We start from the raw sequence: 16,732 nt of genomic DNA on the forward strand, positions 1-16,732 counted from the left end.
AAATAATTAATTAGGCTTCTGCTTCCATATATTCTTCAATAGGAGCACAGGTACATATTAAATTTCTATCTCCATAGGCATCATCTACACGACGAACAGAGGGCCAAAATTTATTTTCGGCAATATAGGATAGAGGGTATGCTGCCTGCTCTCTAGAGTATGGAAAATCCCAATCATCAGATGTTAGCATTGCTAATGTGTGAGGTGCATTTTTCATCACATTATTTGGGTTATCTGTATTAGCATTCGCAATTTCTTCACGAATTGAAATCATAGCATCACAAAATCGATCCAACTCGGCTTTACTTTCACTTTCAGTAGGTTCTATCATAATAGTACCTGCTACCGGAAACGAAACAGTTGGAGCATGAAATCCATAATCCATAAGTCGTTTTGCAATGTCCGTTACTTCGATTCCATTGGCTTTAAATGGTCTACAGTCTATAATCATTTCATGCGCCGCTCTTCCTCTTTCTCCTGTGTATAAAACGCTATAGTGTCCATCCAAACGCTCTTTAATATAATTAGCGTTTAGTATTGCATATTCAGTAGCTTCTTTGAGACCTTTTGCTCCAAGCATAGTAATATATCCATAAGAAATAAGACAGGCTAAGGCAGATCCCCATGGTGCAGCAGAAATTGCTGTAATCGATTGATCTCCACCAGTAGAAATTACAGGATTTCCTGGTAAAAATGGAACTAGTTGCTTAGCGACACAAATTGGTCCAACACCTGGACCACCACCACCATGTGGTATGGCAAAGGTCTTATGTAGGTTAAGGTGACAAACATCTGCACCAATGGCTCCTGGATTAGTTAATCCAACCTGTGCATTCATATTTGCTCCATCCATATATACTTGTCCGCCATTATCATGGATAATCTTGGTTATTTCTTTGATTGCCGATTCGTAAACTCCATGAGTAGAAGGATAGGTAACCATCAAAGCAGCAAGATTATCTTTGTATTTTAATGCTTTTTCTCTAAGATCATCAACATCGATATTCCCTTCTTCTGTAGATTTTGTAACTACAACCTTCATTCCGGCCATAACTGCGGAAGCAGGATTGGTTCCGTGGGCTGATGAAGGAATTAAACAAATATTACGATGATGATCTCCTCGAGATTCATGATATGCGCGTATTACCATTAACCCGGCAAACTCGCCTTGTGCCCCAGAATTTGGTTGTAGCGAAGTAGCTGCAAAGCCTGTAATTTCGGTAAGTTGATCTTCAAGTTTTTTAAGAATTTCTTGATACCCCTGAGTTTGTTCTACAGGAACAAAAGGATGGATGTTGCCCCATTGTGGATCACTAAGTGGTAACATTTCTGAAGCCGCATTTAGTTTCATAGTACATGATCCTAATGGAATCATAGAATGATTTAAAGAAAGGTCTTTGCGCTCTAACTTTTTGATATAGCGCATAAGTTCGGTTTCAGAATGATATGTATTGAAAACATCATTGGTAAGAAACTCGGTATTTCGCCTAAGATTCCTATCAATAGTACTGATATTTTGAATTTCTTTAATCTGAATCGCCTCTTTTCCAATAGATTTTGCAAAAATGGAAATAATACCATTTAGATCTTCTATAGTGGTTGCTTCATTTAAAGATATTGAAACGGTGTTAGTATCCGGATAATAGAAATTTACCTCATGTGTTTCTGCGATTTCTTTTATTTTGAGAGCATCAGTTTTGATACGCAAGGTATCAAAAAATGCAGTGTTAAGTTGCTCGAAACCTAAACTTTGTAAAGCTTTGCTTAACTCTTCGGCAGATGCATTAACTTTTGAGGCTATATATTTAAGTCCTTCTGATCCGTGATATACTGCATACATTCCGGCCATAACTGCCAAAAGCACTTGAGCTGTACAAATATTCGAAGTTGCTTTGTCACGTTTTATATGCTGTTCTCTAGTTTGAAGTGCCATACGTAACGCACGATCTCCATTCAAGTCTTGAGTGACTCCAATAATTCTACCGGGGATATTTCTTTTGTATTGTTCTCTTGTTGCAAAATACGCTGCATGCGGCCCCCCATACCCTAACGGAATTCCAAAGCGTTGTGTGGTACCTACCACTACATCTGCATCAAAACTTCCGGGAGACTTTAGTGATACCAAGCTCAAAATATCTGCAGCAACGGCCACTTTTATTTCTGAATCATGTGCTTTCTTAACAAAATCAGCATAGTCATATACTTGTCCTGATTTCCCTGGGTATTGTAAAATAGCTCCATAAAACTCTTTAGAGAAATAAAATTGTTGGTGATCACCAACTACTAATTCGATATCAAGAGGTATTGCCCTTGTTTTAAGTAATGAAAGTGTTTGAGGTAAAACCTCTTCAGAGACAAAAAACTTATTGACATTCTTTTTTTTCTGATCTCTAGAGCGCACTGCAAAAAGCATAGTCATTGCTTCTGCTGCTGCTGTACTTTCATCTAATAATGAAGCATTGGCAAGCTCCATACCTGTAAGATCACAAATCATCGTCTGGTAATTCAATAAAGCCTCTAATCTACCTTGAGCGATTTCTGCCTGATAAGGTGTATAAGCAGTATACCAACCCGGGTTTTCCAAAATATTACGTTGTATAACGGCAGGCAAACAAGACTCATGGTATCCAAGCCCTATATACGTTTTGAATGCTTTGTTTTTGGTAGACAATTTTTGAATATGTGCTGAATATTCTTGTTCGCTCATTGCAGAAGCAAGATTAAGCGGTTTCTTCAGAAGAATGTCATCAGGAACGGTTTCAAAAACGAGTTGATCAATAGATTCTACTTTGATCGTATCTAACATGCTGCCCAGATTCTTTTCTGATGGGCCTATATGACGCAGTTTAAATGAGTCAGTTTTCATAGCGAAAAACAGTTGAAATTGAGACCGCAAAAGTACACATTTAATTGCGATTAATTTCACAATTAATTAACCCTATGGTATCAAGTTTTTAACCATTTTCGGGTGTTATTAACAGATAAGCCTAAATTTGCAGCGTGGAAACCTTAAAAAGTATATTCAAGTTTTATGTCAATAGCAGTATTCATGTTGCTCTAGCTATTTGTGCCCTGGTACAAATTACCTTTCTTAAGTTGGGAACAACTGATAGATATGCCTTTCTTCTTTTTAGTTTTTTGGGCTCTATTGCAGCGTATAATTTTGTTAAGTATTCTAAAGTTTCTAAACTTCACCATAGAAAGTTGACCAGGTCTATGAAGGGGATTCGTGTATTGACAATTCTTTGCAGTGTGTTTTTTGTATATCTCGCTTTTAAGGTACCTTATGATACATTGATGTATATGCTTCCATTTGCTGCGTTAACAGTTTTATATGCTGTTCCTGTTTTTCCTAATAAAAGGAATTTAAGAAGTGTAGCTGGGATTAAAATTTTTATAATAGGGTTAGTTTGGGCGGGAGCCACGGTATTAGTACCTGTGGTCTATGTTAATGGTACTTTTGATTTTGACTTTTTAATTGAAATAATCCAGCGATTCTTATTTGTTGTAGTATTGATGTTGCCTTTTGAAATTAGGGATCTACAGTTTGATGCTGAGACCTTGGAAACTATACCTCAGAAAATCGGAGTAACAAGAACCAAGGTTTTTGGGAGTATTTTGGTGGTTACATTTTTGTTATTAACCGCTGTGAAGGATACGCTTTCTTTGATAGAAATTTTAAGCACTATCCTGGTGGCAACGATTACTCTCTTATTTTTATGGGGAACCGAACGACAGCAATCAAAATACTATTGTTCATTTTGGGTAGAAAGTGTACCTATAATGTGGTTATTTATTATACTTATATTACAGCGTTTATTTAGTTAATTTCTTTCTGTAACTTTTTTTTCATAGATTCTTTTTGAGAAGGACTAATAGTATGAACATCAGATTTTTTAATAATTTTTGTAAGCTTAGTGTTTCTTTTTGAATATGCTCGAGTTACTCTGCAATACACTAATCGAATATTTAATTTAATAACCTCTAAAAATGAAGCTTCACCATATTGGTTTTTATCACAAATATGTTTTGCTTCTTCGCAGGATACAAATAACTTATTAGTAGTTTTCATTACACTTTTTAATGCTTCTTTTGTTTGGGGATTATATGTTTTGTCTTATTGTTCAGACATTTTTTGTTTTAGTCGTTCTTTCATTGCATTTTTTTCATACTCATTAATGCTAATAACTTTAGGGTCTTTAACTAGTTTAGTTAATTTACCGTTATTTGAAGAGTATTTTCTACACGCTCTGCAATATATCAGATGTACATTTAATTTTACTTTTTCCCAAAAAGATGCTTCCTTATATTGATTCTTATCACAAAAGTGATTAGCATCTGAACAGCTTACAAAAATTCCTTTTCCTTTACTCATTATTTCTTAAAACCAATTTTTTTCTAGACACTCAGCCATTGCTGTACGTGCTCGGTGGATAATAACCCATAGATTAGACGCAGTAATATCAAATTCATTACAAATAGCTTCTGTATCAAATCCTTGAATCGTTTTCATTTTAAAAATAAGGGCTTGTTTTTCTGGTAATTTACCAATGCAATCATGAATTGCTACTCCTAGTTCTTCATTTTCAATATCGCCTTCAGCATTCTTGTCAAAGGGATCTGCCACTCTTTCTTCTAGCCAATCTCCTTCAGTTTCAGAATCACTGGAATAGTTTATTCTTACTTCTGCTTTGCCCTTGTTACTATTTATTTTGCGATAATGATCTATGATTTTTCTTTTTAGAATTGAGATAAGCCACGTTCGTTCACTGGCTTCACCTTTAAAATTTTTCATGGATTTAAGGCCGGCAAAGAATGTTTCTTGCACAAGATCCTGCGCAATTTCTTTATCATCAACTCTAACAATGGTATAGTTAAATAAGTAATCACTGTATTTATCCACCCATGTATTGGGGTCTATGGTGTTTGTTGGCATTGCTGATTTAATTGTTGTGTTCACCAAAAATAGGATAAAAAGTTGAATCTTACTGTATGTTTTAACTATTGTGTACTAAGTAGAATTTGTTTTTAAATCCTTACAACTAATTTTTGATGTAGTACTTTATGGTCTACACATTTCTAAATGTGATTTTATAAATTGATTTCGAGAAATAAGAAAATGCGTAAGGTATTTTTTTAAAAATACATGGTTAAATGCCTTGCCAAAGATCCCATAAGGAGTTTCATACCGGAGAATATCTATCATTTCTGTTCCTTTTGATGTTCTATGAAAAATATGCTCATGCTTAAAGTATTTAAAATGCCCCTGGATCATTTCGTCGGTAAATCGATTTGGAGAATCAAATGATGTGATTTTACTTCGATGCGTTAAGTAAAGGCCAAAGTGTTTACCTCTCCATGTCACTGTTTCGTCTAAACCTATTAAACCCGATATAGTACCTTCAATTGCTTGCTCTTTTGTTTTGCTTGCAGTATATACATGAAAATCAATATTTCTACTTAGATCAAATACTTTTTTTATTGAACTATTAATTATCGTTTTTAAATGAATTGTAGTCATCGTTTTTAAATCAGGTCTTTTAATGCTTTTGTTAGGTTAGGATACTCAAATTTAAATCCATTTTCTTCTAATTTTGCAGGAATAAGATTTCGACTTTTAAGTATTAATTCGGTTTCAGTATTAATGATTTTAGCTCCAATTTCTAATAAAGGTTTGGATAATGGAATTCCAAAAGGTGCATTTATGGTAGTTCTAAGTGTTTTCATGAATATGGCATTTGTTGAAGGATTACGAGAAACAATATTTATTGGACCATCTATAGTAGAGTTATTTATGATGAAATCAATACTTTTGGCAAAATCGAGCTCATGTATCCAGCTTATTTTTTGATTTCCAGAGCCTTGTTTTCCTCCAAATCCAATTTTAGCCAAATTATGCATGGGGCCTAAAGCTCCACCTTTTTTACCCAAAACAATCGATGTTCTTAGTGCTACTTTTCTGGTGTTAGGGGTTTTTTGAGAGAAAAATGCTTCTTCCCAGGATGTGGCTACATGTACCGAGAACCCCTTGCCTATATCACCATTAGTTTCATTCATTTTTTTGTTCAAAGAGTGTCGATAAATGGTTCCCGTGGATGAGTTTAACCATGTTTTTGGAGGAGTATGGCATGCTTTCACAGCTTTGCCTAAAACATGAGTTGATTCTAACCTGGAGCTTAAAATCAGATCTTTGTTTTGTTGGGTATATCTACAATCAACAGACTTTCCGGTCATATTAATTAGTGCATCGGCTTGATTGAGTTCGGTTTGCCAATTTCCAAGATTTTTGGCATCCCAATGTACCCATTGAATGTTATTTTCAGTTTTACTTTTTCCTCTGGTAAGGATGATGATTTTTTCTACCTTGTCTTTAAAGTATTCTGTGATTACGTTTCCTAAGAATCCGCTTCCACCTGCGATGACTATTTTTTTCATAACTGATTTATTTTTCTGCAGTAATTAAATAATATCCAAAGCTTTTCATGTGTAAACCTGAAAGCAATGCAAACAGAGAGCCTTTAAGGTTTTTCCAACTTTGAGGTTTAAGATGTTCTTTTTTAAAAAGCTTTTTAAGAATAAATCCTATAATAGCAAAAGGAACGTGAAGTACAGATGGAGCCACTCTGAAAGAAACATCTTCGATTTTAATATTTTTAAAACCTAGCAGTTCTAAATCTTTTTCTACTTCATCAATACTTCCGAGCCCTTCGAGGCTCCATCCTTTGCATAGATTTTCATAACAATAACGACTTCCAATACAGAGTTGATTTTCGTTTTTTTTCAGAAATGCATCGGCAATGACTAATTTCGCATTTGGTTTTAATATTCGATACGTTTCTCGTAGCGCTTCCTTGCTATGTCCAGAATGGCAAAAGCTTTCTATAGCATATGCGCCATTTACACTGTTGGATGCAAAAGAAGTGTTACAATAATTTTCTTCGAGAATCAATCCATTTTTATGTTTCAATCTTTTATTTCCTTCATATACCTGAAACGTTGATAATGTAACTCCAATGATATTTACTAATGGATATTTTCGTAAACCATATTGCATGGCTCCACCAATTCCACACCCCAAATCTGCAATCAAAGAATTTTTTTTAGGTACATTAAGTCTATTAAAAACTTGCTGTGTCATCTCATTGAGCATAGAATCTCTTTTAAAGAGGTTGGTTTTAAACGGAATATAATACCCAAAATGCATATTAAAATCCTTACTCCAGAATTCATAATCTTCTGTAGCTTCATCATAAAATTGAATAATATTACGTTTTGTAGCAGATTTCTTTAGCCTTAGTTTGTGTAATATGGTAAGTGTGCTCATAATAATGAAGTGTTATATGTTGAAAAAACCAATACTGTTGTATAGTACTAATAAAGTATACACTACAGCAAAGAGCGTGAACAGGCAATTCATAAAATAACTGCCGATTTTGAATATTTTCTTTTTTGGAATTTCATACATTGGATAATATGCGATTTGGGTAGCTACTTTGCCAATCCAATAGGCAGCAATTAGCCCTGTTATTGCAATAGCCAAAGCTGATTGCTCTTTTAGTTGAGTAGGTAAAACAATTGCAATTAAACCAAATGAGAAGTTAAGTCCTTGAATATATCTGCCGTAAGTCTTAGCTATTTCCTGATTAAGAGGTTTAAGTTGCTTCACATCAGTATACCAATCAAATACTCTATGTCTTATATATGGGTATATAAGTGCAGTAAATATTTGGCCAATGCCGCCAATAATAATGAGCCAGTTAGGGATGTTAAATTTCATGTTTCTTATAATTTAAAAGTTTCAGAAAAAATTGAAATAATAATTGAAAATTAAAAGGAGATTTCCTCCTTTCTTATGTATGTTACTTTTACTTAATTAATTTAACTAGTGCTTTTGTGATCCAATTATGGTCTTGACCAATTACTTTGTTCATCATAATATCAAGTGTATCCGCCATCTCATGCAATGCTTTAGTCTGCTTTATTAGTTCTTTAGTCTTGGCAGTTCCATCTTCTTGAATATTCGAAACGTCATTTAAAACCTTAATAGTGGGTTTTAATTCTCTTCTGCTTCGTTCTTTTGCTATTTGTCTTGCGAGTTCTTGAATATCTTTTTCAGAAGTGAAGTATTCTCTACGTTCTCCCATTTTATTTTCTTTAAAAACTATACCCCAATCCATCAATTGACGTAAGTTCATGCTTGTGTTTCCTCTGGAAATATGTAACTCCTCCATAATGTCTTCCATAGAAAGAGGCTCAGGTGATATTAGTAATAGAGCATGGATCTGTGCCATGGCTTTATTAATTCCCCATAAAGTACCAAGAGAACCCCATGTAGAAATAAATTTATTTTTTGCTTCGTCGTAATTCATAGTACAAATATATTAAAAATTTTAAACTTTCAAAAAATATTGAAATTTAATTATGCTTTTAACCTATTAGATAAGTGGGGCAATCCAGTTATTATTTTGTGGGGGATCCATTTTTGTTAATGTTTGATTTTATGTAAGTTACAATCTAACACAAACTCACATTATAATGAAAAAATTAAATTTAATTATTTCTGTAGGCTTACTATGCTTATTCTTTAGTTATAGCTATGCACAGGAGCAAAAGAAAATGTTTTACGCTACTATGCAAACTAGGGATGCCCAAGGACTCAAAATTGATCATCCTGAGGATATTAAAATTATTAGTTCCAATAATGGCTATAGTGCAGTTATGCTGAGTCATAATGCTGCAGAAGAATTACATCATAAGGTATTGGTTCATGGACCAGGATTTATCTATGAGGCTTCAGAAAAGAATGCCCTTTCTTCTATCGGAAACATTAATAAAAAATCTTCAAAGGCGCAAAGAGCTGTTTTTTCAATTACGCAAGATGCTCTCGTAAGACAAAGTCTTGATTTGGTAAATAATTTTAATATAGCCAATCAAATTCAGGAATTAGAAAACTATGGATCCCGATATCATACTACTAATAGTGCAAGACAAGCCGTTTTGGACCTAAAAACTAAATGGGAAGGTTTAGCAGCTGGTCGTAGCGATGTATCGGTAAGAATTGTAAATCATACAAGTACTAATATGCCATCACTAGTAATGACTATAACTGGGACTGAAGAGCCAGATGAATTTGTAATTATTGGTGGCCATATTGATTCTACCGCTAGAGGCGGTAACAGTAATAATGCTCCAGGAGCAGATGATAATGCATCGGGTATAGCCACTATAACAGAGGCGGCCAGAGTATTGTTTTCAATGAATTTCAAGCCTAAGCGAACTGTAGAATTTATGGCCTTTGCAGCAGAAGAAGTAGGACTTAGAGGATCAAAAGAAATTGCTGAAGATTATAAGAGACTTAATGTAAACGTTGTGAGTTATATGCAATTAGATATGACTAATTATAAAGGATCTTCTAACGATATTTATGTATCTACAGATTCTTATAACGATGATACGTTAAATGATTTTTTAATAGAATTAATGAACTATTATAATGCCTCAGGAACACATAGATTGACTTATGGGACTTCGCAATGTAATTATGGTTGTTCTGATCACTATAGTTGGGCACAACAGGGATATGATGTAGCCTTTCCTTTTGAGGCTAGGTTTAATGAAAGTAATCCCAATATACATACAACCAGAGATACCTTTGATCGTTCACCAACACCTAATGCTACACATGCGGCTAAATTTGCAAAGTTAGCATTGGAGTATTTGATTGAAATCTCAAATGGAGTAACCGGCGGACCTGGACCAACACCTAATGAGTGTACAACCGCTATTTCTATTTTTCCTTATAAGCAAGGTTTTGAGGGATCTATAGGTGCCTGGAACCAGGCAACAAACGATGATTTAAATTGGACTATAGATTCAAACGGAACTCCGTCAAATGGTACCGGACCAAGCAGTGCTGCAGAAGGTTCTTCTTATATTTATGTTGAAGCGTCTGGCAACGGAAGTGGATTCCCTAATAAAAGGGCAATTCTAAACTCTCCTTGTTTTGATCTTAGTAGTTTATCTACAGCTAGTTTAGGATTTAAATATCATATGCAAGGAGATGCAGTAGGTAATTTATCTGTTGAAGCAAGTACAGATAATGGAGCTACTTGGACTAATATTTTTAGTAAATCAGGATCACAAGGAAGCAGTTGGAATACAGCCAATGTTGACCTTTCTTCTTATCTTGGAACTCCAGTGCAACTTAGATTTAATGCCGTTACCGGAAATAGTTGGCAAGGAGATATTACTATTGATGATGTTAGCGTAGGAGAGTCTGTTGTAGATCCAGGACCTGGTAATTGCGATTCATTAAATTTTGAAAACTTGACAATTTCGTCTTTTTCTAATCAGGACAATGCCGGGGATTATTCTGTTGTAAATGCAGGAGTAGGGCTATCATTACAAAATAATACCTGGAAATCTATATCGCTAAACTATACAGTAACGGCTTCAACTGTTATTGAATTTGATTTCAGTAGTTCTTCTCAAGGAGAAATTCATGGTATTGGTTTTGAAAATGATAATACCTTAACCGCTAATAGATATTTTAAAGTACATGGTACTCAAAACTATGGAATAACGACTTATGATAATTATACAAATGGTACGGTACGATATGTAATCCCTGTTGGAGATTCTTATACTGGTAGTATGAACCGACTTGTATTTATTAATGATAATGATGCTGGAAGTGGTAATACTTCCGTTTTTTCTAATGTAAAAATTTATGAAGGCTCATGTGGAAGATCTGAAAAAACTGTAGGTTTAGGAACTGTTGTGCCAACATTTGGAAACACAAAAGAAGGTATTTTATCCACCGTTACTATAAGCCCAAATCCAACTGCAAATAGTTTTGTAATTGATATAGCAAATAAAAATGCAAATGCAGTTACGGCATCAGTCTTTTCAATTTCTGGTAGAAGAATTTCTAAAATTCAATTGAGTAATGGAGCAAATAGATTGTCTGCTAAAAAGATGTCTTTAACACCAGGGATTTATCTTATAGAATTTGAAACTAAAGGCGAAGAAACTATAACAAAAAGAATAGTGATTCAATAAATTCAAATTTTTTAAAAATTATAAAGGTGCTTCAGTATAACTGAAGCACCTTTTTTTATTCATTTTTTAGAATTACTTTATCAACCCTGCTCGTTTTAATAAAGCTTCTGGTTTAGGTTCTTGCCCTCTAAAACGCTTATACAATGTCATAGGGTTTTCTGTACCTCCTTGTGATAATACATTTTCTTTAAATTTTGTAGCTATTTCTTTATTAAAGATCCCATTTTCTTTGAAATATTCGAAAGCATCTGCGTCTAATACTTCTGCCCATTTATAAGAATAATAACCGGCAGAATATCCTCCTTGAAATATATGAGAAAAAGCAGTGCTCATACAATTCTCTTTAACATTTGGATATAATGATGTTTTTGCAAATATCCTTTCTTCATGCTCCTTAACGTCTTTGATATAACCAGGATCCTGATCATGCCATGACATATCTAATAAACCAAAACTCAATTGACGTAAGGTTGCCATACCTTCCATAAACGTCGAAGATTCTTTGATTTTTTTAATTAGCTCCATAGGGATCACTTCACCTGTTTCATAATGTTTAGCAAACAATTCTAAAGCTTCTTTTTCATAACACCAGTTCTCCAACACTTGACTCGGAAGTTCTACAAAATCCCAGTATACACTGGTTCCTGATAGTCCAGGGTATGTAGTGTTGGCTAGCATTCCATGCAAAGCATGTCCAAACTCATGGAATAATGTAGTAACTTCATTAAATGTAAGTAATGACGGTTTGCTTGGTGTTGGTTTTGTGAAATTACAAACAATAGAAACATGAGGTCTAATATTTTTATCACTTTTTTTCATTTGCGACTTATAAGAAGTCATCCATGCACCATTACGCTTACCAGGCCTTGGATGAAAATCTGCATAGAATAGGGATATAAAATTACCTTCTAGATCTGTAACATTATATGTTTTTACTTCATCATGATATTTATCGACCTCATTAATTTCTTCAAATTGAAGTCCAAACAGCGTAGAAGCAATTTTAAATACTCCGTCAATCACATTTTCGAGTTTGAAGTATGGTTTTAATTTTTCATCATCTAAATCAAAAAGTTCTTGCTTCAGTTTTTCTGTATAATATGCACTGTCCCATTTCTGAAGTTGATCAATATTGTCTAGGTTTTTGGCAAAAGCTTCAAGTTGTTTGAATTCTCTTTCTGCAGCAGGTTTTGCTTTGTCAAGAATATCATTTAAAAACGAAAATACTTTATCGGGTGTTTTGGCCATTCTTTCTTCTAGAATATAATGTGCATGTGATTTATATCCTAAAAGCTGTGCTCGTTGATACCTTAAATTGGTAATTTTTAAAATAATTTCCTGGTTATCTAAATCATTATTATTAAAACCTCGGGACCCAAATGCAAGAGCTAATTTTTTTCGCAATTGTCGATTATCGGCATAGGTCATAAATGGGATGTAACTAGGATAATCTAAAGTGATTAACCATCCTTCTTTGCCTTTTGAGTCGGCCATGGCTTTAGCAGCTTCTTTTGCACCATCAGGAAGTCCTGCCAGATCAGACTCATCTGTCAGTAGCATTTCAAACGCATTAGTTTCTGCTAATACATTTTCTCCAAATTTTAGACTAAGCTTGGATCGTTCTTTGTCAATTTCTCTAAGCTTTTCTTTCTTATCATCTTCAAGATTAGCTCCATTCCTTGAAAAAGACTTATACTTTTTTTCTAGGAGTGTATATTGTTCGGCGTTGAGGTTTAAATTATCTCTTTGAGCATATACAAATTTTATTCTTTTAAATAGTTCCTGATTTAGGTTAATATCGTTTAAATGCTCGGCAATAAGAGGGGAGACCTCTTGAGCTATTTTTTGAATTTCTTCATTGGTTTCGGCACTATTCAAATTAAAAAATACGCTAGTAACTCTGTCCAATAATTCTCCACTATATTCTAAAGCTTCTATGGTATTAGAAAATGTAGGTTCCTCTGAATTATTTACTATAGTATCGATCTCTTTTTTTGCAAGAGATATCGCATTCTTAATGGCAGGTAAATAATGTGCTGGTTTTATTTTTGAAAAAGGAGCAGCATCAAAAGGTTTTAATAATAAATTGTTCATTTTAAAAATGATTTTCTTTTTTAATGATTTCAATTGCGTTATATCGAAAAAAAATGCTTTTCATCGAAAAACACTATGTGTATTATGTCTATTTATGACTCGACTAATATTAATACTAATACATTTGATACGGTTTATTAGTGATGGTCTTGCAATGAGAGTCTAAGTCATTATTTTTATCTGGGGTATGGATAAATATATGTTTTCAGCGTAAAGACCAAATATATTGAAAGAGCTGCAAATAATGTGGCTCTTTTTTTCTTCTTTATTGAAACAAGGCAATCTTGTCTCTTTTTTTTGATAAAAAAATACTTTTTTAAAATCAAAATGTGTATTTCGTCGAAAAAACACACATTTTAACGAAAATTGTTAATAACTTTCTGTTACTTTTATTGTGTAATTAAAGTAAGGTTTTACCTTTGTTTCAGGTTTTAAGAGTATGGTCTTATATTGAATTTTTTGTGTAATATATTTAAGTTGGTTAATAAATATTGTTATATTCTTTTATAAGGCCAGATATTTAAAAGAGTCACTTCACGGTGACTCTTTTTTTTATGAAATTATCACCTTATTTTTTTAGCTCCCTCAATAACTTTCTGTTTTAACCCTTCCTTATATACGATAACTTTATCCAAGACACAACTATCACTTGCTCCTATAATTTGGGCTGCCAAAATTCCTGCATTAAGAGCACCATCAAGTGCAACCGTAGCCACTGGAACTCCTCCTGGCATTTGTAATATAGATAATACCGAATCCCAGCCATCTATTGAGTTACTTGATTTAACAGGAACACCTATTACCGGCAGAGGAGATAAAGAAGCTACCATGCCTGGTAAATGAGCCGCACCACCAGCGCCAGCAATAATTACTTTTATGCCTCTTGTATGTGCATTTTTTGCGTAATCAAATAATTTTTCTGGAGTACGATGTGCCGAAACGATATCAACCTCTATTTCAATATCAAACCCCTGTAATACTTCTATGGCTTTTTCCATGATAGGCATATCACTTGTACTGCCCATTATAATTCCCACCTTGCTCATTATACGTATATTATTATTTTAAATGTTTAAAACTGGTAATGATTCAATTATGTTTTGTAAAAGAAATTTAATTGCTATTTGCTAACTACTTTAATGATATTCTTTACTTTTTCAGCAATTTTTCTCGCTTCATCAATGTTTTCATTAATTATGGTTACATGTCCCATTTTTCTAAAAGACCTGGTTTGTTTTTTTCCATAGATATGAGGTGTAACACCTTTCATTTTCATTATTTCCTCAATATTCTTATATACTACATCACCCGTATGCCCTTCGGCACCAACTAGATTAACCATAATACCACCAACTTTACTTTCGGTTGCTCCCAATGGCAAATCCAGAATAGCTCTGATATGTTGTTCGAATTGATTAGTATAGCTTGCTTCTATACTATAGTGTCCACTGTTATGTGGTCTTGGAGCGACTTCATTGACCAGGATTTCATCATTTTGCGTTAAAAACATCTCTACAGCCAATATACCAACATGTTTAAAGGCTTTAGATACTTTTTCTGCGATTTTAACTGCTTTTTCTGCGATTTTATCTTCAATCCGTGCCGGGCATATTACATATTCTACCTGATTAGCTTCTGGATGAAATTCCATTTCAACCACTGGATATGTCTTAATTTCTCCTTTTGGACTTCGGGCAACAATAACGGCCAGTTCATTTTTAAAATTGACCAACTCTTCAGCAATACATTCAACATCAGGTAATTTAACAAGATCGGCTCCAGATTTTACGATAGATACCCCTTTGCCATCATATCCTCCTTGTGTACTTTTCCACACAAAAGGTAATTTCATCCGATTATTTGTGATGCCTTCTGTAAGGTGGGCTTTATTAGAAAAACGTATGAAATTTGCAGTTGGGATTTTGTTTTCTTTATAAAATAGCTTTTGCTTTCCTTTATTCTGTATATTTTCCAAGGTTTTCGAACTTGGATATACTTTTTTTCCTTCTTTTTCAAGTTGTGCTAAGGCTTTTACATTTACAGTTTCAATTTCAAAAGTAATTAGATCTACTTTTTTTCCGAAGTTGTAAACTGTTTCATAATCCATAAGATTACCCAATTGAAAATGATCACAGGCTATTTTACATGGGGCATTTGGATTGGGATCAAGAACATAAGTTTGTATATCATATTTTCGGGTGTCATATAGCATCATCTTGCCTAGTTGCCCTCCTCCTAAGATTCCTAACTTAAAGTTTGACGAGAAAAAATTTGTCATTATCGGGGATTTCAGATTTACCTTAAAACACAAAAATAATTTTTTAAAAAGGAATAACCATAATATTACAAGGTAAATGCAGTGACTAAACTGTGATAAGTCTTATTTGTAATCACTATCTTTGCCGCTTTAAACTAAAAAAGGCTAGTATAAGCGAGTAATAATGTAATGATAAAACTGCACGATTTACAGTTTGTTCCTTTTATCTCTGAAGATAAAATATCAGCGGCAATTGATGATATTTCTGTTCGGTTAAATAATGACCTGGCAGATAAAAATCCTTTGTTTATCGGGGTGTTGAATGGCGCTTTTATGTTTGCTTCAGAATTACTAAAGCGGTTTCATCATGATTGTGAAGTAAGTTTTATAAAATTATCTTCGTATCAAGGAACCGAAACCACCCAAGAGGTTAAAGAATTAGTAGGATTAAATGAAGATGTTTCTGGAAGAACAATTGTTATCATTGAAGATATCGTAGATACAGGCAATACTATTGAAGTATTGTCAGAATTATTGAAAAGTAAAGGATGCAAGGATTTTAAAATTGCAACTTTGTTTTTTAAGCCTGAAGCATATACAAAACAAATTAATATAGAGTATTGTGGGATCGAAATCCCTAATCGATTTATCGTAGGATACGGTTTAGATTATAATGGATTGGGTCGTAACCTTACTGATGTTTACCAATTAAAATCAAGCAACATGACAAATTTAGTGTTATTCGGCCCTCCGGGAGCAGGAAAAGGGACACAAGCAGAAGTTTTAAAAACGAAATATAATCTTGTACATATCTCTACCGGAGATGTGTTTAGATACAACATAAAGAATGCTACAGAACTTGGTATGTTGGCAAAGTCGTTTATAGATAAAGGTCAATTAGTGCCTGATGAAGTAACTATCAACATGCTTAATGCTGAAGTCGATAAAAATCCAGATGCAAAAGGGTTTATTTTTGATGGGTTTCCAAGAACCGAAGCACAGGCAGATTCTTTAGCAGAACTATTATCTTCAAAAGGAACAGAGGTAAGTGCTATGGTAGCCTTAGAGGTTGATGATGAGGTGTTAGTACAGCGATTACTAGAAAGAGGAAAAACATCGGGAAGGCCTGATGATGCAGATGAAAACGTAATACGTAACCGAATCAAAGTCTACTATAATGAGACCGCAATACTAAAAAACTACTACCAAAAACAGGATAAATATTTTGGAGTAGATGGAGTAGGAGCGATTGATGAGATTACTGAACGATTGAGTGCGGTAATAGACAAACTATAATTAAAATCCTTGCTTTAAACTAGG

At 33.8% G+C, this 16,732-nt stretch carries 15 protein-coding genes; 3 read left to right on the forward strand and 12 right to left on the reverse strand.

Annotated elements, in window-relative coordinates; all coding sequences use genetic code 11:
* Window positions 1-10: 10 nt before the first annotated feature.
* On the reverse strand, window positions 11-2,866 hold the full coding sequence (gene gcvP, locus JJQ60_RS16280) for an aminomethyl-transferring glycine dehydrogenase (protein WP_201922722.1): 2,856 nt from the start codon (window positions 2,864-2,866) through the stop codon (window positions 11-13).
* A 134-nt stretch (window positions 2,867-3,000) separates the two neighbouring features.
* On the opposite strand from gcvP, the gene JJQ60_RS16285 reads away from it, so the two are divergent.
* A complete protein-coding gene (locus tag JJQ60_RS16285) occupies window positions 3,001-3,828 on the forward strand; it encodes a UbiA prenyltransferase family protein (protein WP_201922723.1) in 828 nt (275 codons plus the stop codon).
* Here the strand turns inward: JJQ60_RS16285 and JJQ60_RS16290 are convergent.
* From JJQ60_RS16290 to JJQ60_RS16325, 8 genes are all read right to left on the reverse strand, one after another.
* Window positions 3,821-4,072 carry a hypothetical protein gene (locus JJQ60_RS16290; protein ID WP_201922726.1) on the reverse strand — a complete coding sequence of 84 codons (252 nt, stop codon included), beginning with the start codon at window positions 4,070-4,072 and terminating at the stop codon, window positions 3,821-3,823. The two genes, JJQ60_RS16285 and JJQ60_RS16290, sit on opposite strands and share 8 nt — an antisense overlap.
* 45 nt (window positions 4,073-4,117) lie before the next feature.
* A complete protein-coding gene (locus JJQ60_RS16295; protein WP_201922729.1) occupies window positions 4,118-4,375 on the reverse strand; it encodes a hypothetical protein in 258 nt (85 codons plus the stop codon).
* 6 nt (window positions 4,376-4,381) lie between these two features.
* Window positions 4,382-4,936, reverse strand: coding sequence for a sigma-70 family RNA polymerase sigma factor (locus JJQ60_RS16300; protein WP_201923136.1), 555 nt, complete (start codon window positions 4,934-4,936; stop codon window positions 4,382-4,384).
* A gap of 126 nt (window positions 4,937-5,062) precedes the next feature.
* Entirely contained in the window at window positions 5,063-5,521 is a 459-nt protein-coding gene (locus JJQ60_RS16305) for an SRPBCC family protein (RefSeq protein ID WP_201922731.1), read from the reverse strand.
* Window positions 5,522-5,526: 5 nt separating this feature from the next.
* On the reverse strand, window positions 5,527-6,435 hold the full coding sequence (locus JJQ60_RS16310) for a TIGR01777 family oxidoreductase (RefSeq protein WP_201922733.1): 909 nt from the start codon (window positions 6,433-6,435) through the stop codon (window positions 5,527-5,529).
* Window positions 6,436-6,442: 7 nt separating this feature from the next.
* Complete coding sequence (locus JJQ60_RS16315; protein WP_201922736.1) at window positions 6,443-7,324, reverse strand: methyltransferase domain-containing protein; 882 nt, start codon at window positions 7,322-7,324, stop codon at window positions 6,443-6,445.
* A 12-nt stretch (window positions 7,325-7,336) separates the two neighbouring features.
* Complete coding sequence (locus tag JJQ60_RS16320; RefSeq protein ID WP_201922739.1) at window positions 7,337-7,777, reverse strand: hypothetical protein; 441 nt, start codon at window positions 7,775-7,777, stop codon at window positions 7,337-7,339.
* A gap of 88 nt (window positions 7,778-7,865) precedes the next feature.
* Entirely contained in the window at window positions 7,866-8,369 is a 504-nt protein-coding gene (locus JJQ60_RS16325; RefSeq protein WP_201922742.1) for a GbsR/MarR family transcriptional regulator, read from the reverse strand.
* A 166-nt stretch (window positions 8,370-8,535) separates the two neighbouring features.
* Between JJQ60_RS16325 and JJQ60_RS16330 the strand changes: the two genes are divergently transcribed.
* Window positions 8,536-11,061 (forward strand): M20/M25/M40 family metallo-hydrolase, encoded by a 2,526-nt coding sequence (locus JJQ60_RS16330; protein WP_201922745.1) that lies wholly within the window; start codon window positions 8,536-8,538, stop codon window positions 11,059-11,061.
* 72 nt (window positions 11,062-11,133) lie between these two features.
* On the opposite strand, the gene JJQ60_RS16335 is transcribed toward JJQ60_RS16330, so the two are convergent.
* The 3 genes from JJQ60_RS16335 to JJQ60_RS16345 all read right to left on the reverse strand — a co-directional run bounded on the left by JJQ60_RS16335 (window position 11,134) and on the right by JJQ60_RS16345 (window position 15,433).
* Window positions 11,134-13,155 (reverse strand): M3 family metallopeptidase, encoded by a 2,022-nt coding sequence (locus JJQ60_RS16335; RefSeq protein ID WP_201922748.1) that lies wholly within the window; start codon window positions 13,153-13,155, stop codon window positions 11,134-11,136.
* A 563-nt stretch (window positions 13,156-13,718) separates the two neighbouring features.
* Complete coding sequence (gene purE / locus JJQ60_RS16340) at window positions 13,719-14,201, reverse strand: 5-(carboxyamino)imidazole ribonucleotide mutase (protein WP_201922751.1); 483 nt, start codon at window positions 14,199-14,201, stop codon at window positions 13,719-13,721.
* A 74-nt stretch (window positions 14,202-14,275) separates the two neighbouring features.
* Window positions 14,276-15,433: a 5-(carboxyamino)imidazole ribonucleotide synthase gene (locus JJQ60_RS16345; protein ID WP_201922754.1), complete on the reverse strand. Its 1,158-nt coding sequence runs from the start codon at window positions 15,431-15,433 to the stop codon at window positions 14,276-14,278.
* Between the two features lie 168 nt (window positions 15,434-15,601).
* Here JJQ60_RS16345 and JJQ60_RS16350 point away from each other — a divergent pair, with 168 nt between their 5' ends.
* The gene (locus JJQ60_RS16350; RefSeq protein ID WP_201922756.1) at window positions 15,602-16,708 is read left to right on the forward strand and encodes an adenylate kinase; all 1,107 of its coding nucleotides are present in this window, start codon (window positions 15,602-15,604) and stop codon (window positions 16,706-16,708) included.
* Window positions 16,709-16,732 lie beyond the last annotated feature (24 nt).

Source organism: Aquimarina mytili (assembly GCF_016735115.1).
Classification (GTDB): Bacteria; Bacteroidota; Bacteroidia; order Flavobacteriales; family Flavobacteriaceae; genus Aquimarina; species Aquimarina mytili.